A 20,662-nucleotide genomic window follows, 5' to 3' on the forward strand; every position below is an offset into this window, starting at 1 on the left:
ATATACCCATATTAAGTTAGAATGGATAGATGGATATCATTAAAATAAGTAATCAAATAAGAGAGCAAGTTAGTCAATTTTTTGAGAGTAACTGGGGAACTAATCAAATGGTTCTTTCAAGTGGGATTTATAACTGCAGTGAATTAAAAGGGTTTGTTAGTAGAGATTCTTCAGGAGATATTGTTGGTCTAATTACATATGTTCTCAGGCAGGAAGAGTGCGAAATTATCTCTTTAGATAGCTTAAAGGAGGGAAAAGGGATAGGGACAGGGCTTCTTTCAGCTGTAGAGGAAATGTCTCAGATGAAAGGGTGTACTTTGATTAAATTAGTCACAACAAATGATAATATAAAGGCGTTGAGTTTTTATCAAAAGCGAGAGTATCGCCTTTCTCGGATTATAAAAGATGCTGTAACGGATGCAAGGAAGCTAAAACCTGAAATTCCATTAGTAGGTAATTATGAAATTCCGTTGCATGACGAAATTGAGTTAGTTAAATGTTTTTCTTAAAGAAGGAGTGAACTGCATGAAGCAAAATAAGTATGATGACCAAGGTTTTTTTGATGCATATGAAAAGATGCCTCGGTCTACTCATGGACTGAAAGCAGCGGGAGAATGGCATGTTTTAAAGAAACTAATCCCCAATTTGAATAAAAAACGCGTATTAGATTTGGGCTGCGGATATGGCTGGCACTGCGAATACGCAGCCACTAATGGGGCGGATTCTGTTATCGGCGTCGATATATCAAAAAAAATGCTAGAAAAAGCTGAGGAAGTCAATGCTTTTGATACGGTCTCTTATATAAATAGAGCCATAGAGGACATTGATTTTCCGGAGCAATCGTTTGATTTTGTTATAAGTTCATTAGCTCTTCACTATGTGAAAGACTACCGTGACGTTGTTAAACATGTATATCATCAATTAAGTCCAGGCGGATCGTTCTTATTTTCTGTTGAGCATCCAATCTTTACGTCACGCTCTGAGCAAGACTGGTATGTAAACGAAAAAGAAGAGAAGCTACATTGGCCCGTCGATCAATATCAAGATGAAGGAATAAGAGAGACCAGCTTTCTAACGGCGGATGTCGTGAAATATCATCGAACCATTTCAACGTATCTAAATGAATTGGTTGATGCTGGATTTTCCGTTCAAACTATTAAAGAACCGAAACCAACAGATGAAGCTCTCGAGCAATCAGCGGAGATGCGAGATGAACTCCGACGGCCGATGTTTTTGATCATTTTGGCAACTAAGAAGTAAGACTGCGACAAATATACTTAGTATTGGATGTGTGGTTTAAGTGAAAATGACTTTAACATGGGGAGTCCTCTTATTGGTTGTATTAGGTGGTTGCTCATCGGCAGCCTCTGATGAAGAAGAGGTGGAAGAACCAGAAGTAGAGGAACAAGAGGTAGAGATACAGGAAGAAAGCGATAACGGAACAGGCATAGTCTACCAATATGAACCCATTGATCATCAGAATACTTCTCTACCATTTCAAGTCATAGTCGATCAAGACTTTGAAGTATTTAGTGACCATGAACACGCAACCGAAAATAATATGGAGTTTCTATACGGACCAGATTTAGAGAATTATAGATTCGAATTGGATTCAGCTAGAGGTGAGCTTAATAAAGAAGTGGCTACTCTTTCGTTTTTAAGATTTAACGCTATTGAAAATGGACTTATGAGCTCTACGGAGTTTTACGATTTAGAGAATGAGCGCACGGAAGAGGAACAGGAAGAGATTGAACAGAAGATTAGAGAAGAAGTAGAAGAAAATGAGAATTATGGATTAGAAGAATTTAAAGAGGAATATGTAGAGGCAGCTACCTCAGAACCTGTGATCATAACAAATGAGGAAGAAGATTTGGGAATGTTTACATTTATGGTGGAGTCTATCGCTGAAGAGGGATATCATGAATTCCGTTTAATTGGAAGGAGTCAAGACGATTACATCAGTGCAGATATGACGATTCCAGAAGGTCGAAAAGATGAGCTCTACGATCAAATGCTAGAAAGTGTTCAATCAGTAACCAATCATCAAGATCAATTTAAAAGCGAATTTACAGAGATTACGAAACCAACTACCTATACATATGAACCACCAAAAAACCATGATGAGTATTATCCGGAGATTGGATATTCCTTTGATGCGCCAATAACGGATGATTATTTCTTGTTTAGTAACTTTGGTGGATTTGCAGGATATCGTTTTACCTTCTATGGCACATATGAGACAAATGTTGAAATGCCAACCAAGGAATTAGAAATTCGAGCTGCAAGAGTAGAGGATGAAACGTTTAGTGAAGAACAAATCCAGCATCAACAGCCAGAAGAATACATGGGTCATGATAACAAATTTGCATATGAAGTCATTGATTTAATTCAGGATGAAACCGTTGATACAGGTATTTTTACAACCGCAAAGAAAGTATTATTTGAAGGATATGACGTGTATTGGTTTATAACTGAAGTAGATGGATATACTTTTTCCGTTAACTTTAACATTGCAGAAGATGCTCCTAACGAAATTCTTGATACATTCCTCAACGAAGTGATTGCATCATTTGAATTGAAAGAAGGGTAAGTATGAATCTATCCATAAAAATGCTAAAAGCAGAAGATGAAGAACTGCTTTATCACTTTGAAAAGGAAAACCGAGCTTATTTTGAAGAAATGATTCCTGGACGAGGAGATGATTATTACGATCTTAATCAGTTTAAGAAGAATCATCTCGCGTTATTAAACGAACAGGAAGAAAACAAGTCTTACTTTTATCTTATTAAAAATGACCTCGCTGAAATAGTTGGACGAATAAATGTAGTTGACCTTAACGAACAAGGCGTTGGATCAATTGGCTATCGAGTAGGCAAAAGGTTTATTGGCCAAGGCGTTGCTACTCAGGCAATTAGACTGCTGTTGCAAGAGGTAAAAGGTCACCCTCATATCCGAATCATTGAAGCCAAAACGACAACCAATCACCTCTCATCGCAGAAAGTATTGGAGAAAAATGGTTTTGAAAAGATCGGCATTAGTGAGGATACCTACCAAAATGCTTTAGGCGAAGAATGGCCATTTGTTCATTTTAGAAGAGTGATTTGTGAGAAATAGGTGTAGATAGGTTGATGAGGGATGACGGCTTCCCATACTCCATCGAAGCATCGATGATTGTTTCCAAGGAGTGAACTGAAGTCGTCACAACCTTTATCAAATAATCATACTGTCCAGCTAGACGTGTACACTCAACAATATCCGGTTGTTCTTTGCAAAAATGAACAAAAGGCTTGCACCTTGTTGTGTTATAAAGAATGTGAGCAGTAATAGGTCTTCCTATTTTTTCTGGGTTGACCACAGCTCTATACCCAATAATGATCTGCTTATCCTCCAACTTTTTAACTCGTTCATTTGTGGCCGGACTGGATAGGCCAATTTTTTTTGCTAATTCTGTTATTGAAAGACGTCCATCCTCTTGTAAAAAGGTAAGGATGGTTTTGTCGATTTCATCCATTGCTTCAGCCTCCTAAAATATGAATGTAATAGTGCGATATTAACATGAATTCTTAGGTATTTAGCCTTTTTTATATTTATTTCTATATTAATTTTAGACACAGACCTATTTATACTAATGTTATCTAGAATAAATAATTTATGGAGGTAAGCGAATGGCATTGATTTTAAAAACTAGTTGTGAAAAGTGTAATCAAAAGTTAAACCAACATGACCTAGCCTTTATTTGTATTCACGAGTGTACTTTTTGTCAGCAATGTGCAAATCAGATGAATAGAAATTGTCCAAATTGCGGAGGAGAGTTGGTCCCAAGACCAAAGAAGCCTATAGGATACTGTTCAATGAATTCATTATAAAGGGATGATACAAATATGAGCAAAGCACTCATTGTTATTGATGTTCAGAAGGCATTTGAGCATCCGTCTTGGGGGAAAAGAAATAACCAAAACGCTGAAGAACATATAAAACGACTAATAGATTATTGGCGGAAATGGAATGAAACGATTATTCATATTCAACACATTTCAACAAACCCAAAATCTCTATTCTTCTTTGAACATGATACAGCTCATTTTAAAGAGATTGTTCAACCTTTAGGCGATGAAATAGTCATTCAAAAACAGGTGAACAGTGCTTTTATAGGAACTGATTTAGAAAAGATTCTACATGAGAAACAGATTCGTGACGTAGTCATAGTAGGTCTAACAACCCCGCACTGTGTTTCCACAACGATAAGAATGAGTGCAAATCTAGGCTTTAAAACGACGGTGATAGCTGATGCGACAGCTGCCTTTGAATTAACGGATCATAAAGGGATCACATACGATGCTGAGACCATTCATTCCATTTCTTTGGCGACGTTACATGGTGAATTTGCTGATGTGAAATCGATAGATGAATGGCTGAAAGAAATGTCCTAGCAACGTTATGCAACAAATACAATAAGAGATAGTACAAGAAGAATGGCACAGCTTTGTTGATGTGTCATTTTTTGATTCAGCTCTATTTTTCTTTGAGAAAGGCCAGAGGGATAGTGCGAAGCAACCACTTGATTACTCGAGTTTACTAAACTGCATTTGCTTTTATAGTCCATTAATTCTTTTTTTATCGTAAATACTTCATTTTCGAAAGTGAAGGTGAAGGATGTGTGACCTTCGTTTAGTGTATCTTTTGCAGTAGAGTCCATGATTAATGTACCTAGTAGCTTACTTTGACTTTGCTTAGAAGTGAATAAGTGCCACGTTCTTTTTTTCTTTTCTGTTTTTTGTTCATGAAGTTCTAATGTAGAGCTTTCTATAGATGCTTTATAAGATTTTTTTCCGCTAAGTTGGTGAAGTAGATTCGCCTTGAAATATCCTTTGAGGTCTGTATTTGTTGTTACTTTTTGTTTGAAAAGTAACGGTTTAAGAGGGGAATAGACCGTGATCTTATACATACTAACTGCTCCTTCATTTGAATTAAACGTATAAATTGCATCCCCTATTTTTAAAAATATAAAACAAGCATCTTTTATTTGTTGGAATGAAATCTATGGGAAAAGAGCGGGCGCATTGAGGCGAGCCCGGATACATCGAGAACAGAGGAAAATACTTCGAGTAGAACCTAGATACATCGTGAAACGGAGAAAATACATCAGGAAGCCCCCCGATACATCGTGAAAGAGAAGAAATACATCAGGAAGCCCCCCGATACATCGTGAAAGAGAAGAAATACATCAGGAAGCCCCCCGATACATCGTGAAAGAGAAGAAATACATCAGGAAGCCCTCAGATACATCGGGAAAAGGGGAAAATACATCGTGAAGACCTCCGATACATCGTAAAAGAGAAGAAATACATCAGGAAGCCCTCAGATACATCGGGAAACGGAGAAAATACATCAGGAAAATCCCCGATACATCGTGAAAGAGAAGAAATACATCAGGTGCCCCCCAGATACATCGGGAAAAGGGGAAAATACATCGTGAAGACCTCCGATACACCGTAAAAGAGAAGAAATACATCAGGAAGCCCCCAGATACATCGGTAACAGAAGAAAATACATCGAGAATAACCGACCCCAAAAAATAAAGAATCGAAAAAAGCCCCCATCTTTCCAAAGGGGGCTTTTCAGCGTTAAACCTTACTAGATAAGGCGTTTCTAAATTCCTCTGTTAAGAGGGGTACGACTTCAAATAAGTCACCAATAATACCATAGTCAGCAAGCTTAAAGATTGGTGCTTCGGGATCTTTATTAATGGCGATGATTAACCGGGATTGGCTCATGCCAGCTACGTGTTGAATGGCGCCACTAATTCCACAGGCAATGTAGACTTCGGGTGTGACTACTTTGCCGGTTTGACCAATCTGCAGGGCATAATCACAGTAATCGGCATCGCATGCTCCGCGGGAGGCTCCAACTGCTCCACCGAGTACATGCGCTAAGTCTTCAAGAGGTTTGAATCCGTCTGTGCTTTTCACACCTCGCCCACCGGCTATGACGACTTTTGCTTCAGCGAGGTCAATTTTTCCGGTTGATTTCTGAACAACATTTTTAATCACTGTTCGGAGAGAGTCAGGTCGGTTGTACTCAATTACCTGGTTCTCAGCAGTTGTTTCGGTATCCTCTACTGCTTGGATATTATTTGGTCTGATGGTGAGAACCCATGGTGTACGTGTGAATGCTTTTTGTTCGAATGCTTTTCCAGCATAGATGGGACGGGTAAAGAGAATTTGATCTCCCGTTTGATGAATCGCTGTGACATCAGATATTTGGCCAGCGTCAAGATTGGCTGAGATGATTGGAGAGAGGTCCCGTCCGATGGTTGTATGCCCAAAAATCACACCTTCACATTGAGATTGTTCAATGATTTGCATAAGGGCTCGGCTATAGACTTCAGGATTGTAATGCTGGCATTCTTCATGATCGATTGAATAAATGGTTTCTACGCCGCTATTCTTTAGTTCGTCTATTAAAGAACCAACCTCATAGCCAATTATAGCGAGATGAATCGTATGTTCTTCGGTTGTCGATTGGTTGGCTGCATAGATGGCTTCATACGTCACTTGCTTTACGCTTCCGTTCTGGTGTTCGGCAACAACAAGAATACTTGATGTCATATGAAAGACCTCCTTTTAATAGTGGCGATTAAAAGATTGTTGATTTGCTTTTCAGTTGTTCAACCAGCTGTTTAACTTGTTCGGACGGGTCACCTTTTAGTTGCTGTCCTGCCTGCCGTTTCTCTGGCAGTGCTAGATCAAATCGTGTTGTTTTGGGAGTAAGCTCATCCTCTGAGAGGTTAAGATCGTCAAGCGTAAGGGTTGTAAATGGCTTTTTCTTAGCCTTCATAATACCTGGTAGACTTGGATAACGAGGCTCATTAAGTCCTTGTTGGGCCGTGAATAAGGCGGGAAGAGAGACTTCAACTTCTTCTGTATCACCCTCTGCATCACGCTTAACGAATGCCTTATCTGACTCAATACTTAGCTCGGTGATCGAGCCTACATGAGGAATGTCTAAGAGATGGGCTAAACGAATACTGACCTGACCAGCGCCATTATCAACTGAGAAATATCCTCCTAAAATGACATCGTAGGATTGTGTTTTCAGATAGGCAGCTAATACTTTAGAAAGGCCAGTTTCATCTGTTTCAATGCGATCATCGTTAATTAAGATCGCCTCATCTGCTCCCATGGCTAAAGCTGTTAGCAAGGCTTCTGCACAACGATCTGGCCCTATCGAAACCACGTAAACGCTTCCATTTGTTTGATCCTTAAGCTGGATGGCTTCTTCAACGGCATATTCATCATAGGGATTTATGACAAACTGGACACCATCCTCTGAGATGGCGCCATCCTCAATTGTAATTTTTTCTTCGGTATCAAACGTCTGCTTTAACAACACAATGATATTCATCTGTCAGTCTCCTTTCAGAATCTACATGTACTAGGTTGCTTTTAAGCCTTTTAGAAAGAATTCAACGGACTTATCCACTTGTTCAGATAGAGAATACTTTTGACCTGAGATTAACCATGTTGTAACCACTTCATCCATTGCACCAAATAAAAGTAAGCGAGTCAGCTTTACGTCTAGATCAGCTCGGAACTGTCCTGATTTAATGCCTTGATTAACAACGCTCTCGAGAAGTTGAATATAAGGTTTTACAGCTTGCCCAATGGCCACACGCATTTCCATATTGCTTTGGCGAAGCTCAATCTGAGTCACATACGCAAAGTCGATGTTGCCTTCAAGTTCCGTGTAATGAATATGGCAGATGGTTCGAATCGCTTCTTCTGCATTAGATATATGCTCTAGGCTAGTATGAAATTTCTCCACGAGTTCGCCAAGCTTCTCTTGAAACAAGGAAATGAGAATGTCGTCTTTGTTTTTAAAGTAAAGATAAATGGTCCCATCTGCCACACCGGCAACCTTAGCAATCTTTGAAACTTGAGATTTGTGATAGCCATTCTCTGCAAAAACTTTTACAGCTGCGTCAAGGATTTGGTGATATTTTTCTTTTTTTCTACTTGTCATGGTTACACCTCGATGGTAAGATTCAACTAATCAATGAATGAATAGTCATTCATTTTTTACTATCTTATTCGAAATTCAAGAGTATGTCAATGAAAGCGAAACGCGATTTTTGTAGTCTTTTTGCGAATAGGAGGTAATATCCTGATGATAAGGTGAAAATCGTGAAATCTTGGATGGAGCTGTCTATTCCTCCATGAAAGGACTGATTCTTATGGTTTGGCAATGGACTCAGTTATTTGCATTTCTATTTGTAAGCGTTTTCAGTTTGTATTTGTTTGCTGTGGTGATGTATAGCCGCTACCTCAATGTGAAGTTGGGGAAATCGGTGAAGGTAGAAAAGAATGTTGGCAAACGCTTAAAAGTTTTTGCAGTTCAAGTGTTTGGTCAAACCAAGCTAATGAAAGATCCAAAAAGTGGCTTGATGCATCTTATTGTTTTTTATGGATTCATCATTCTTCAATTTGGTGCATTAGACATCATCGTCAAAGGATTTGGAAGTGAGGGGCTGCCGATCCCAGGGTATGACGTGTTTGTTCTTACGCAGGAAGTGACCGTATTTTTGATTTTTCTTGCCGTTGGTTACGCAGCTTATCGTCGTTACGGAGAAAAGCTACCTAGACTTAAAAAAGGCTGGAAGCCAAGTATCGTCGTATTTCTGATTCTTTCTCTTATGTTGTCAGTTTTAGGAACACTCGGATTTGAACGAGTGTACCACGGAATGGAGGCGTCCTGGTACGCACCACTTTCATCCATGATAGCGGCCCCATTTAGTGAGGCAGGAACAACAGTCGGGGCAATATTGTTCTACTTCTTTTGGTGGGTTCATCTAGTGATTCTCTTGACCTTCTTGATCTATGTACCGCAGTCAAAACATTTTCATCTCATTACTGCACCAATCAATATCATGCTTGGAAGAACAGATCCAGTAGGAAGACTACAGAAGCTTGATCTTGAGGATGAGGAAGCTGAATCGTTTGGAGTCGGTAAGATTGAGGATTTTACTAAGAAACAAATGCTTGATTATTATGCCTGTGTAGAGTGCGGACGTTGCACGGATGTTTGTCCGGCTTCGAGTACCGGAAAGCTCCTGTCTCCTATGCATCTAATCGTCAAGCTTCGCGATCATCTAACTGAAAAAGGAGCCGTTACGTCAAAAACACCATGGACACCTGCTTTTGCTTTTCCACAGCCAGCCACTCATAGTGTGCAATTATCAGATTCACATGCAACAACCTATGATTGGAGTCAGGGTGCAAATACGAATATTGAACCGACGCTTCAGATGCAAAAGCAAATGTGGACGCAAGAAGGTAAGGATGTCCGGGAGCTGAATCTCATTGGTGATGTTATGACAGAGGACGAAATTTGGGCTTGCACGACCTGTCGAAACTGTGAGGATCAGTGTCCAGTTGGAAATGAACATGTGGATAAAATTATTGACCTTAGACGTCACCTAGTATTAATGGAAGGCAGTGTCCCGACTGATGGACAGCGTGCGATGCAGAATATCGAACGCCAAAGTAATCCGTGGGGTATTAATCGAAATAGTCGAGCGGATTGGACAGAGGAAACAGATCTAAACGATGTTCCAACTGTGAAAGAAAATCCAACCTTTGAGATTCTCTATTTTGTTGGCTCCATGGGGTCCTTTGACAATCGCAGTATTAAGGTATCGCAATCACTTACCAAGCTGATGAATAAAGCTCAAGTTAATTTTGCGATCCTTGGAAATGAAGAAAAGAACTCTGGTGATACGCCAAGGCGGATGGGCAATGAGCTGCTTTTTCAAGAGCTTTGCGCGGAGAATATCTCAATCTTTGAAAAGTATAACGTGAAAAAGATAGTCACAGCTTGTCCACATACCTACAACACATTCAAAAATGAGTATCCAGACTTTGGTTTGGTTGATGTGGAAGTTTTGCATCACACAGAGTTACTTGATCAATTAATTAAAGAAAAACGGTTAGTACCTAAATACGAGCTAAATGAACGTATTACCTATCATGATTCCTGCTACCTCGGAAGATACAACAATATCTATGATCAGCCTCGTGATATTCTCCGAGCTATTCAAGGTGTTGATGTGATTGAAATGAATCGTAATCGAGAGAACGGAATGTGCTGTGGAGCTGGAGGTGGAATGATGTGGATGGAAGAAACCGCAGGCAAGAGAGTCAACATAGCTCGCACAGAGCAGGCGCTGGCAGTGAATCCGACTGTTATCAGCAGCGCGTGTCCATTCTGTCTTACGATGCTTGCAGATGGCACAAAATCAACAGAAGTGGAAGAAGTAAAAACCAAGGATATTGCCGAGATTCTAGATCTTGCAGTGTTTGGTGAAGCAAAAGAAGACTCGGCTATTCATTCATAGGAGGTTACGTTGTATGGGAAAAACCATTAAGCAAGCAGCGGTCATCGGATCAGGTGTGATGGGGGTAAGTATAGCCGCACACCTTGCTAATGCAGGAATTCCGACGTTACTTTTAGATATCGTACCAAACGAACAAACGGGAGTTGATATCAATACTGCTTCTTATCGAAATCAATTAGCTGCTTCTGCCATTAAAAAGCTACAGAAGGTGAATCCGGCTCCTTTTTTTAATCCACAGGCGGCTTCTCTCATTACACCGGGAAATATAGAAGATGATCTAAGCCGAATAAAAGAAGTTGATTGGGTCATTGAAGTAGTTGTTGAGAATCTTTCTATTAAACAAGAACTCTATAAAAAGTTAGAGCAGGTATGGGAGAAAGGCATCATTGTCAGCTCCAATACATCTGGGATCTCGATAAATGAAATGGCTGCTCATTGTAGTCAGGAGTTTCAAGAACACTTTTTAGGCACTCACTTTTTCAATCCACCAAGATATATGAAGCTTCTTGAGATTATCCCCGGTCAATATACAAAGCAAGAAATCATCAATGAAATGAAACAGTTCTGCGAACGAGAGTTAGGAAAAAAAGTAGTTCGCGCCAAAGATACGCCAAACTTTATTGCCAATCGAATTGGAACTCAAGGCATGCTCGTGACATTAAACGAGATGATTGAGGGTGATTTTACGATTGAAGAAGTAGATGCGGTCACTGGTCCGGCGATGGGCAGGCCAAAAAGTGCAACATTTCGCACATTAGATCTGGTCGGAATTGATACCTTTTATTTTGTCTCCAATAATGTACATGAAAAACTCACCAACACATCAGAAAAGGAAATATTTAAGGTGCCACAGCTGCTTGAGGACATCGTTTCGAAAGGTTGGATAGGCGAGAAAGCAGGCCAAGGATTTTATAAAAAGGTAAAAACAGATAAAGGGAAACAAATTCTTTCATTAAATCTCACTACGTATGAATACGCGCCATCCACAAGACCAAAGGGAGCATCACTTGAAGCGGCAAAGCTTGCGAAGGGTACACAGAAAAAGCTAAAAGCGCTACTTGGAGGTGGCGACAAATACTCTGAATTAGCCTGGAATGTATTAAAGCATATGTTGATTTATTCAGCTGAAAAAGTAGGTGAGATTGCGGATTCAATTGTGGAGATTGATGAAGCGATGAAGTGGGGCTTTAACTGGGAGCTTGGTCCATTTGAAACGTGGGATGCGATTGGACTGGAACGATCGGTCAAGCGCATGGAATCAGAAGGACTCACAGTACCTAGCTGGGTGAAGGCTTGGATAGAAGAGGGCAATCAAACCTTTTATAGTCAAAAAGCAGGTACAACTTTTTATTATGCGAATGGATCGTTAAATGAACTGGAATATGCACCGGAAGAAATTCACTTGTCATCATTAAAAGAGCAAAACAAAGTTGTACTCTCTAACAGCGGAGCGAGCCTCATTGATCTTGGCGATGGCATCGCCTGTCTAGAATTTCACTCGCCCAATAATGCAATTGGTTCAGATATCCTCACGATGATTCAGCAGTCAACAGAGGAAGTGAGGCAAAACTTTGAAGGGCTTGTTATCGCCAACCAAGGTCGAAACTTCTGTGTCGGAGCCAATATCATGATTCTTCTTATGGAGGCACAGGACGAGGAGTGGGATGAGGTTGATCAAATCATTCGGATGTTTCAAAACACCATGTATGATCTCAAGCATTTTGAGAAACCGGTCATTGCTGCACCACACCGAATGGCACTTGGCGGAGGAGTAGAAGTATGTCTTCCGGCAGATCAAGTGGTGGCTTCAGCAGAAACGTATTATGGATTAGTAGAGGTTGGTGTTGGTTTAATTCCCGCAGGTGGTGGATGTAAGGAATACATGCTGCGTGTCAGTCCAGAATCGACTCCAGCAGATCGTGATGTGCAGTCTGAAATTAACCGTGTATTTGAAACGATTGCTACAGCAAAGGTTTCAACAAGTGCTGCCCATGCGAAGAAGCTAGGCTATATGAGTGAATCCGATCGACTGGTCATGAACGAAGGGCATTTAATTTATGAGGCAAAACAAGCAGCATTAAAACATGCACAACATTATGCACCCAAAGCTGCTGAGAGAATTCGCGTTACAGGCAGAGAAGGAAAAGCAATGATGAAGCTTGGTGCCAGGCAGATGCAGATGGCTGGGTATGCAAGTGACCATGATGTCTTAATAGCCGGTAAGCTGGCTCACGTATTAGCAGGTGGAGATGTACCTCAAGGAACCTTAGTTAGTGAACAGTACTTGCTTGATTTGGAACGGGAAGCATTTCTCAGCTTGTGCGGTGAATTAAAAACCCAGCAGCGCATGCAGCATATGCTCAGTAAAGGAAAGCCACTACGTAATTAAGAGGAGAGGTGAAACCACATGAAAGAAGCAGTAATTGTTTCAACCGCAAGGACCGCGGCAGGTAGAGCGAAAAAAGGGAGTTTGGCCGAAACGAGAGTGGAGGATCTAGGTAGAGCTGTTCTTGAAGCAGTAATGGAACGTGCGCCAGGTCTAAAGAAGGAAGACGTGGAGGATGTCATTCTAGGCTGCGCAATGCCTGAAGGAGAACAAGGGTTAAATGTTGCTCGGATCATTTCGTTATATGCTGGTTTTCCTGTAACAACTCCCGCGTTAACCATCAATCGATTCTGTTCATCGGGACTTCAGTCCATTGCCTTTGCGGCTGAACGAGTGATGCTTGGTCACGCCGATGTTGTGATAGCAGGTGGTGTAGAGAGTATGAGTCATGTGCCGATGACAGGGTTTAAGTTCTCTCCGCATTCAAAAATTGCAGAAGAGATGCCCGAAGCCTATATGGGTATGGGCTTTACTGCTGAAGAGGTAGCAAGCCGGTTTGATGTGTCACGTGAAGACCAGGATGCCTTCGCAGCAAAAAGTCATCGTAAAGCCTATGAAGCTGCAAAAAAAGGATATTTTAAAGAGGAAATTGTCCCCGTTCATACGTCAAAAAGTGGTGTGACAGAAGAGGGAAAACGATGGGAAGAGTCCTATGTATTTGATGAGGATGAGGGAATTCGAGGGGATACAACGAGTGAAATTTTAGCAGGATTAAAGCCAGCATTTAAACGAGATGGATCGGTTACAGCAGGAAATTCATCACAAATGAGTGATGGGGCGTCTGCTTGTGTGGTGATGAGTAGAGAGAAAGCGGAAGAATTAGGACTAGAACCCCTTGCTACATTCAAGTCTTTTGCTGTAGCGGGTGTTGAGCCGGAAATAATGGGAGTTGGGCCAATCAAAGCAATTCCTAAAGCCTTAAAGATGGCAGGTATTAGTCAAAAGGACGTAGATTTATTTGAAATCAATGAGGCGTTTGCTTCTCAGTGTCTGCAGATTATTCGTGAATTGGAGATTGATGAGGACAAAGTGAATGTGAACGGAGGAGGAATCGCGCTTGGCCATCCGCTTGGGTGTACGGGGGCAAAACTTACCGCAACCCTTATTCACGAGTTGAAGCGACGCGGAGGCGGTTATGGGGTTGTGTCAATGTGTATCGGTGGTGGAATGGGAGCTGCAGGTGTACTTGAAGTTCATGCTTAATGAAGGCTACTAAACGTTAGGAGGCTGTTTAGAATGTTAAAATCAGTAACTGGTGGGAGCTTTATTATTGAGGATGTGGATTATCCAACGGTCGTAACGCCGGATCAGCTAACGGATGAGCAACGGATGATTGCTGATACCACACGAGATTTTGTTGAGGGTGAAGTCACGCCTCATGATGAGCAACTTGAGACATTAGATTATGATCTGACCGTTGATTTAATTCGTAAGGCAGGCGACCTTGGATTACTCGGAGCGGATGTTCCGGAAATGTACGGGGGTCTGGAGCTTGATAAAGTCAGTTCGACGTTAATTAACGAACGGTTATCAAAAGCGTCCTCTTTCGCCTTATCTGTCGGAGCGCATGTTGGAATTGGTACGTTACCGATTGTGTATTTTGGTACGGAGGAGCAGAAGAAACGCTATCTTCCCGAGCTTGCCTCAGGTCAAAAAATTGCAGCATATTGTTTAACGGAGCCATCTTCCGGTTCTGATGCTCAAGGAGCAAAAGCAAATGCGGTTCTTTCTGAAGACAAATCCTATTACACACTGTCAGGTACGAAGCAGTTTATTACGAATGCAGCATTTGCAGATGTGTTTATCGTTTATGCAAAAGTAGATGGAGAGCATTTCAGTACGTTTATTGTAGAACGAACGATGGACGGTGTGAGCATCGGACCTGAAGAAAAGAAAATGGGAATTAAGGGCTCTTCCACATGCCCGTTGATTCTAGAAGAAGTCAAAGTACCAGCTGAAAACTTATTATGGGAGGTGGGTAAAGGTCATTTAATTGCGTTTAACATCTTAAATATTGGTCGATTCAAATTGGCTGCTGGTAGTGTAGGGGCGGCAAAGGAGACTATTGAGTTATCAGCTAACTATGCCAACGAGCGGACTCAGTTTGGACGTCCAATCTCCTCCTTTCCACTTGTAGGAAAAAAGTTAGCAGAGATGAATGTTAAAACGTATCTCCTTGAAAGTATGGTCTACCGGACGGCTGGATTAATGGATGATGCGATGAAAGACATTGATTTCAGCAAACCAGATGCAGGGGTGGTTTCTGCAAAAGCGATTGCCGAGTATCAATTGGAGTACTCCATTAATAAGGTGTTTAGCTCAGAAACATTAGATTCTATTGCGGATGAAGGTGTGCAGATCCATGGAGGGTACGGTTATATTCAAGAGTATAAGGTTGAGCGGATTTACCGTGACTCAAGAATTAATCGTATTTTTGAAGGAACCAACGAAATCAACCGTTTATTAATCCCAGGCACATTAATCAAACGTGCGATGAAAGGTCAATTACCGCTAATGGAAAAAGCGCAAGCTCTACAATCTGAATTACTATCTATGGTGCCAGGTAGAACATTTGATGGAACACTTGAACAAGAGTCCCATCTGATTGCCATGGCTAAAAAGATGTTCCTGATGGTTGGCGGTCAAGCCGTTCAGAAATATCAGCTTGATTTAGAAAAAGAACAGGAAATCCTTAGTCACCTAGCCGACATGATGATCCAGGTATTTGCTATCGAAAGTGCCTTTGCCCGCACAAAGCAACTGATTGATAAGCGAGGGGAAGAAAAGGCAGCCAACGCCATTGCGATGACCGAAATTGCCGTACATGAAGCGTTTGATGTCATTGAATCATTAGCTAAAGAATCCATTGCATCTATGGAATCAGGAGATACCCTGCGAACTCAACTATCTGTGCTTAAAAAACTCGGTCGTAGAACGCCGATCAATCTGACTGCAAGGAAACGTCAAATCGCTGAAAAAGTCGCGTATTCAAGTAAGTATGTTGTGTAAAACGAGTATAACACCAAAAAAGGGGTGTTGATCATGCAGGACAAAGTCTGGTTAACCCATTATCCACAGGAAGTCCAACCAACCTATGAATACCCAAAGCAGCATTTGGCACAGTTCTTAATAGACAGCGCAGAAAGACATCCAGAAAAAGATGCCTTGTTTTTTTTAGGGAAAAAGCTAACCTACAAACAGCTTTTAGATGCGACCTATCGATTGGCCAACTCGTTACAGGACCTTGGTGTGAAGAAGGGTGATCGGGTAGCAATTATGCTACCTAATTGCCCGCAAGCCGTCATTGCTTATTACGGTGCATTACTCACCGGTGCCATCGTTGTGCAAACGAATCCCTTGTATACCGAACGAGAGCTAAAGCATCAGTTGAATGATTCTGGATCGACTCTTCTCATAACATTAGACATCCTATCTAAACGAGTAAATAAAGTCCTTCACAAAACAGAAGTAAAACAGACGATCTTTACGTCGATTAAGGATTACTTACCTTTTCCTAAGAATATGTTGTATCCGCTTACATTAAAGAAAGATGGACTATCCACAAAAGTAGATTATTCCACTACACAGCATTCCTTTAAGCGACGTTTAGCCGAATCGCCAAATACACCTGTTTTAGTGGAAGTAGATCCAGAGAAAGATCTCGCTCTTCTTCAATACACAGGTGGAACCACGGGTGTGTCAAAGGGCGTGATGTTGACTCACTATAATTTAATCGCAAACACTCATCAAACAAAAGCGTGGTCGTATCAAACGGAAGAAGGTAAGGAACGGTATTTAGCGGCACTTCCTTTTTTTCATGTGTTTGGTATGACCGTATTGATGAACCTCGCCATGCTCCAAGCTGGAATGATCATTCTGCTGCCGAAATTTGATGCTGAGACCACATTGAAGATGATCGATAAAATGAAACCTACCATTTTTCCTGGTGCACCCACAATGTATATTGCCTTACTTCATCACCCAGATATCCAGAAGTATGATTTATCCTCTATCAATATTTGTATAAGTGGGGCAGCGCCATTACCGGGGGAAGTCCAAGAAAAATTTGAAGCCATTACAGGAGGCAAGTTGACAGAGGGCTACGGATTAACTGAGACCTCACCCGTTACTCATGCCAATAACATATGGAAAAAAAGAAAACTGGGTTCCATTGGTATTCCTTTTCCGGACACAGAAGCAAAAATCATTCAATCGGAAACAGGAGAGGACTTAGACATTGGTGAGGTGGGTGAACTAGTCATTAGAGGGCCTCAGGTGATGAAAGGTTATTGGAATGCAGAGGAGGAGACATCACGTACATTAAAAGACGGATGGCTCTATACAGGGGATATGGCACAAGTAGATGAAGAAGGGTACTTCTATATTATGGACCGAAAAAAGGACATCATTATTGCAGGAGGATTTAACATTTACCCTAGGGAAATAGAAGAAGTTCTGTTTGAGCATCCATCAATTATGGATGCTGTAGTAGCTGGGATTCCAGATGAGTATCGCGGTGAAACCGTAAAAGCCTTTTTAGTATTAAAGACAGGCGCAAAGGTAGATGAGGTAGAAATTGATCGTTTTTGCCGTGAGAGGTTAGCAGCCTATAAAGTGCCTCGTAGCTACGAAGTACGAGAAGAACTTCCAAAGACACTGATTGGTAAGACATTGCGTCGAAAGGTTGTTGAAGAAGAGCTTGCCAAATACAAAAAAGCGTAATTTAAAAAGGAGTGGAGTACGATGTCAAAAACATCAACGGAACGAGATGTTTTTTTAGAGAAAGCCACAGAAATTGCTGAGCAGACTTTTTGGGGGCATGTTGGATGTAAAATGGTTGAATTAAAGGAGGGAAGCGTAACAGTTGAGCTTGATGTCAAATCTCATCATTTGAACCTCATCGGTATTCTGCACGGGGGCGTTCACGCTACAATGCTAGATAGTGCAATGGGGATCTTAGCAATGTCGTCCAAACCACAAGACAAGATGGTTACCACCAACCTGAACATTCATTATTTAGCTCCGGCAAAAGAAGAGAAGGTGCGTGTCCAGGCAAAGGTTGTCCATGAATCAAATTCTATGATGACTACAGAGGGAACGTTGACAAACGAGTCAGGGGAAATCTGTGCGTTTGCTACAGCTACATTTAGAAGAAGCTAAAAATCAAAATTGGGCTCAACTCGTAAAAACGAGTGGGCTTTTTTTGTTTTGGTAAAGTGTGTTGTACTTACTAGTATGGTATAAAGGACAAAAAGGAGAATGACTATGGACTATACATTAGAATTATATGATCTTCCGTTTTACTCTATTAAAAGCGGTCGAAAAATAGTAGAGATTCGTTTAAATGATCAATCCATTCGAAACATTCAACCGGATGATACCATTATTTTTGTGTATCAGAATGAATCGCTTAAAACAACCGTAATAGAGACAAAGCGATACGATACGTTCCGTAATCTTTATGAGGATATTCCTTTTGCCGATATGGATTGTGAACAATGGACTATGGATGAAATGATTGAAGCAACCTATAAATTTTATACAAAAAATGAAGAAGAGAAATGGGGGGCGGTTGCAATAAAGATTAAGCTGGAGCCATCTTAAATTGAAAGCTCCAAGCTATCTATATGGTCTAATCCGAAGCAAGACCTGTGACACAATGGCTAGAACGGGTAGTTCGAGTAGCGGACCGATGACCAAAGCTAATGCCACTACTGGCTGATCGGGAAAAGCTGTAATGGCAACAGCCAAGGCAACAGGGGAGTTACGCGCAATGATCGTAAAATGTAAGCTAACAGAATCCTCGTAAGGCATTTTCATACACTTTCCTACTAACTGTGCCACTCCAAAGTTTATGATGAAATAAAAGAGGATAGGGAGAAGTAAGAGATACAATATATTCATATTTGACCAAAGGTACGCGCCTTGTGAAGCAAACATGGCTACAATGGCTAAGCACAAAAAGATAAGCTGTGCAGATGCGAAGAAAGGAATGACCTTTTGTTCTAAAACAGCTGACTTTTTTTTGAGAATCAAACGTGTGAGCAGGGCAAGTCCAAAAGGTAAAATAAAAACAAGTAACACACTTTCGCCAATTGTAGAAAGCGAAATGGTCCCAGATGTGCCAGCGAAAATCCATAAATAAACCGGTAATAATAGCATTTGAAGAATGAGGTTAATAGGAAGAACAGATGCAGCGAGAGCGACATTCCCTTTAGCAATCGACGTAAAAATCAGGTACCAATCTGTACAAGGAGTTACCATTAACATAACGAACCCAATCCATAGAGCTGGATGATCTGAGAGAAAGACAGCTCCAAGTCCCCATGCAAGCAAAGGCGTCCAAACAAAATTAATGATCGTACTTATACTTAGGAATTGACTATGCATGAAGGCTTTTTTTAGATGAGTAAGCGGAATCGTTAGAAAGAGTCCATATAACATAATGAATAAAAATGGAATAATGAGTGAACCCGAGTACGAAGAGATAATGGAAATCTGTCCTAAACCTAGTCCAAGCATAACGGCTGCGAATATAAGGATCGTTTGAAGCTTCTCAAGAGAATTCATATAGGACAGTCCTAACTGATTTAAGATAATTAATCTATTACTAGATAGTTTGCCATAAAATAAACAGATTGAGTGGCTTATATACAAATGAATGATTTGAATAAGAAGCTGGGAGGATAATTTTATGAAAAAAATGAATGATCATGAAAGACACCCAGAAACGAAAGAGACGATTGGTGAAGCGATTGATCGAGCAACGATTGGTAGATGGAATAACTTAACACAAGGAGGCTGTCTCACACGGATTTTGACCTTTGTGATGATTGTTGGCCTTATGGTGTCTTTTGCCTATTGTCGTGGCTAGCCGCTTGTTCCAAGTCGGTTAAGTGAATACGATAGAATGCTTTTCTGAACTCCGAGGGTGTGATGCCTTCGGATTTTTTGAATAGCCTCATAAAATATTTTTCGTCCTCAATGCCAATAGATAAAGAGATATCACGAATACTTTTTCTTGTTCGTGAAAGCAGGTCCTTGGCTTTTGTGACTTTAACAAGTGTTATATATTTTTGCAGAGACATGCCAATTTGTGACTTGAACTGTCGCGATAGATAATTAGGATGATAGTTAAATTGGTCAGATATCGCATGGACAGACTGCGTTTGATCCGCATGAACTCGAATCCATTCAATGATATGTGAAAGATCATGATCAGAAGGATGGCGTTTTTGCTCATAAGTATAGGATTCGATCGTTTGATTAGATAATTCGATGAGCAAGGAAGTCATTAAGTAGCTAGCAGCTAGGTAAGTGTGCGTTCCAGCTTGAGAAATATCTAACAGTTGATTAAAGAGAATGTTTAATCGCTCAATCTTCGTAGGTTTAGAGAATGTAGGGATATAAATGTGATTGCTGAATGTTTGACTAGAAGGCTCCTGGATCATTGACACCATCTGCTCATTCATTTGTGTATGTGACAAATACTCCGCATACTTATCTTCTAAGTAAAAGTGAAACCAATAGTAGGAGAGCGGTGCATCAGAAAAAAGTAATCCACGGTGATCTTCATCTTTTTTTAAGAGCATCGTACTGCCAGGAACAATATCAAATGGTTGACCCTGCTGCTCGATACTCATTTTTCCATGAATACCGATGAGCAATACATAGCTGTCAAGATTTCTAGTTGGGTGTAAGAAAGGTTTAGTTGTTTCTACCCTCCCTGCTGAGGAAAACTGTACTGGCTGCATAGCCTGAATCATTAAGTATTTATCTTCCATCTGCTCACCTCATTGATATTTTTTATCTGAATGAATAAATAAATAGTGTGAAAAAGTCCACCTATTGTTTTGATTGAACTACCGACAACATGTAAAAGG

General features: G+C 40.7%; 21 protein-coding genes. 14 read left to right on the forward strand and 7 right to left on the reverse strand.

Annotated elements, in window-relative coordinates; all coding sequences use genetic code 11:
• The first annotated feature begins 29 nt into the window (after positions 1 to 29).
• The 4 genes from J2S05_RS17350 (at position 30) to J2S05_RS17365 (ending at position 3,114) form a co-directional block, all read left to right on the forward strand.
• A complete protein-coding gene (locus J2S05_RS17350; protein WP_306985030.1) occupies positions 30 to 509 on the forward strand; it encodes a GNAT family N-acetyltransferase in 480 nt (159 codons plus the stop codon).
• A 16-nt stretch (positions 510 to 525) separates the two neighbouring features.
• Complete coding sequence (locus J2S05_RS17355) at positions 526 to 1,260, forward strand: class I SAM-dependent methyltransferase (RefSeq protein ID WP_306985031.1); 735 nt, start codon at positions 526 to 528, stop codon at positions 1,258 to 1,260.
• Between the two features lie 73 nt (positions 1,261 to 1,333).
• A complete protein-coding gene (locus tag J2S05_RS17360) occupies positions 1,334 to 2,590 on the forward strand; it encodes a hypothetical protein (protein WP_306985033.1) in 1,257 nt (418 codons plus the stop codon).
• Positions 2,591 to 2,592: 2 nt separating this feature from the next.
• Positions 2,593 to 3,114, forward strand: coding sequence for a GNAT family N-acetyltransferase (locus tag J2S05_RS17365; protein WP_306985034.1), 522 nt, complete (start codon positions 2,593 to 2,595; stop codon positions 3,112 to 3,114).
• Here J2S05_RS17365 and J2S05_RS17370 read toward each other — a convergent pair.
• A complete protein-coding gene (locus J2S05_RS17370; protein ID WP_306985036.1) occupies positions 3,089 to 3,511 on the reverse strand; it encodes an Lrp/AsnC family transcriptional regulator in 423 nt (140 codons plus the stop codon). The genes J2S05_RS17365 and J2S05_RS17370 overlap by 26 nt on opposite strands.
• Positions 3,512 to 3,665: 154 nt before the next feature.
• Here J2S05_RS17370 and J2S05_RS17375 point away from each other — a divergent pair, with 154 nt between their 5' ends.
• Complete coding sequence (locus J2S05_RS17375; protein WP_306985039.1) at positions 3,666 to 3,866, forward strand: DUF1272 domain-containing protein; 201 nt, start codon at positions 3,666 to 3,668, stop codon at positions 3,864 to 3,866.
• Between the two features lie 15 nt (positions 3,867 to 3,881).
• Positions 3,882 to 4,430: a cysteine hydrolase family protein gene (locus tag J2S05_RS17380; RefSeq protein ID WP_306985041.1), complete on the forward strand. Its 549-nt coding sequence runs from the start codon at positions 3,882 to 3,884 to the stop codon at positions 4,428 to 4,430.
• A gap of 5 nt (positions 4,431 to 4,435) precedes the next feature.
• Here the strand turns inward: J2S05_RS17380 and J2S05_RS17385 are convergent, their stop codons facing one another.
• The 4 genes from J2S05_RS17385 to J2S05_RS17400 all read right to left on the reverse strand — a co-directional run bounded on the left by J2S05_RS17385 (position 4,436) and on the right by J2S05_RS17400 (position 8,022).
• Positions 4,436 to 4,945: a tubby C-terminal domain-like protein gene (locus J2S05_RS17385; protein ID WP_306985042.1), complete on the reverse strand. Its 510-nt coding sequence runs from the start codon at positions 4,943 to 4,945 to the stop codon at positions 4,436 to 4,438.
• Between the two features lie 679 nt (positions 4,946 to 5,624).
• On the reverse strand, positions 5,625 to 6,608 hold the full coding sequence (locus tag J2S05_RS17390; protein ID WP_306985044.1) for an electron transfer flavoprotein subunit alpha/FixB family protein: 984 nt from the start codon (positions 6,606 to 6,608) through the stop codon (positions 5,625 to 5,627).
• A 28-nt stretch (positions 6,609 to 6,636) separates the two neighbouring features.
• The gene (locus J2S05_RS17395; RefSeq protein ID WP_306985046.1) at positions 6,637 to 7,404 is read right to left on the reverse strand and encodes an electron transfer flavoprotein subunit beta/FixA family protein; all 768 of its coding nucleotides are present in this window, start codon (positions 7,402 to 7,404) and stop codon (positions 6,637 to 6,639) included.
• A gap of 30 nt (positions 7,405 to 7,434) precedes the next feature.
• Entirely contained in the window at positions 7,435 to 8,022 is a 588-nt protein-coding gene (locus tag J2S05_RS17400; protein ID WP_306985047.1) for a TetR/AcrR family transcriptional regulator, read from the reverse strand.
• A gap of 211 nt (positions 8,023 to 8,233) precedes the next feature.
• On the opposite strand from J2S05_RS17400, the gene J2S05_RS17405 reads away from it, so the two are divergent.
• The 7 genes from J2S05_RS17405 to J2S05_RS17435 all read left to right on the forward strand — a co-directional run bounded on the left by J2S05_RS17405 (position 8,234) and on the right by J2S05_RS17435 (position 18,383).
• The gene (locus J2S05_RS17405; RefSeq protein WP_306985223.1) at positions 8,234 to 10,393 is read left to right on the forward strand and encodes a heterodisulfide reductase-related iron-sulfur binding cluster; all 2,160 of its coding nucleotides are present in this window, start codon (positions 8,234 to 8,236) and stop codon (positions 10,391 to 10,393) included.
• 13 nt (positions 10,394 to 10,406) lie between these two features.
• Positions 10,407 to 12,782: a 3-hydroxyacyl-CoA dehydrogenase/enoyl-CoA hydratase family protein gene (locus tag J2S05_RS17410; RefSeq protein ID WP_306985049.1), complete on the forward strand. Its 2,376-nt coding sequence runs from the start codon at positions 10,407 to 10,409 to the stop codon at positions 12,780 to 12,782.
• An 18-nt stretch (positions 12,783 to 12,800) separates the two neighbouring features.
• Complete coding sequence (locus J2S05_RS17415) at positions 12,801 to 13,982, forward strand: acetyl-CoA C-acyltransferase (protein WP_306985050.1); 1,182 nt, start codon at positions 12,801 to 12,803, stop codon at positions 13,980 to 13,982.
• Positions 13,983 to 14,015: 33 nt separating this feature from the next.
• Positions 14,016 to 15,788 (forward strand): acyl-CoA dehydrogenase family protein, encoded by a 1,773-nt coding sequence (locus tag J2S05_RS17420; RefSeq protein WP_306985053.1) that lies wholly within the window; start codon positions 14,016 to 14,018, stop codon positions 15,786 to 15,788.
• 33 nt (positions 15,789 to 15,821) lie between these two features.
• The gene (locus J2S05_RS17425) at positions 15,822 to 17,501 is read left to right on the forward strand and encodes a long-chain-fatty-acid--CoA ligase (protein WP_306985055.1); all 1,680 of its coding nucleotides are present in this window, start codon (positions 15,822 to 15,824) and stop codon (positions 17,499 to 17,501) included.
• Between the two features lie 21 nt (positions 17,502 to 17,522).
• Positions 17,523 to 17,939 carry a PaaI family thioesterase gene (locus J2S05_RS17430; RefSeq protein ID WP_306985057.1) on the forward strand — a complete coding sequence of 139 codons (417 nt, stop codon included), beginning with the start codon at positions 17,523 to 17,525 and terminating at the stop codon, positions 17,937 to 17,939.
• A 105-nt stretch (positions 17,940 to 18,044) separates the two neighbouring features.
• Entirely contained in the window at positions 18,045 to 18,383 is a 339-nt protein-coding gene (locus tag J2S05_RS17435) for an ASCH domain-containing protein (RefSeq protein WP_306985058.1), read from the forward strand.
• 15 nt (positions 18,384 to 18,398) lie between these two features.
• Here the strand turns inward: J2S05_RS17435 and J2S05_RS17440 are convergent, their stop codons facing one another.
• Positions 18,399 to 19,349 carry an arsenic resistance protein gene (locus J2S05_RS17440; protein ID WP_306985060.1) on the reverse strand — a complete coding sequence of 317 codons (951 nt, stop codon included), beginning with the start codon at positions 19,347 to 19,349 and terminating at the stop codon, positions 18,399 to 18,401.
• 124 nt (positions 19,350 to 19,473) lie between these two features.
• Here J2S05_RS17440 and J2S05_RS17445 point away from each other — a divergent pair, with 124 nt between their 5' ends.
• Positions 19,474 to 19,653: a hypothetical protein gene (locus tag J2S05_RS17445; protein ID WP_306985062.1), complete on the forward strand. Its 180-nt coding sequence runs from the start codon at positions 19,474 to 19,476 to the stop codon at positions 19,651 to 19,653.
• Here J2S05_RS17445 and J2S05_RS17450 read toward each other — a convergent pair.
• On the reverse strand, positions 19,622 to 20,563 hold the full coding sequence (locus J2S05_RS17450; RefSeq protein ID WP_306985063.1) for an AraC family transcriptional regulator: 942 nt from the start codon (positions 20,561 to 20,563) through the stop codon (positions 19,622 to 19,624). The two genes, J2S05_RS17445 and J2S05_RS17450, sit on opposite strands and share 32 nt — an antisense overlap.
• Positions 20,564 to 20,662: the final 99 nt, after the last annotated feature.

It is taken from the genome of Alkalicoccobacillus murimartini, from assembly GCF_030813245.1.
In the GTDB taxonomy this organism is placed as follows: domain Bacteria; phylum Bacillota; class Bacilli; order Bacillales; family Bacillaceae_D; genus Alkalicoccobacillus; species Alkalicoccobacillus murimartini.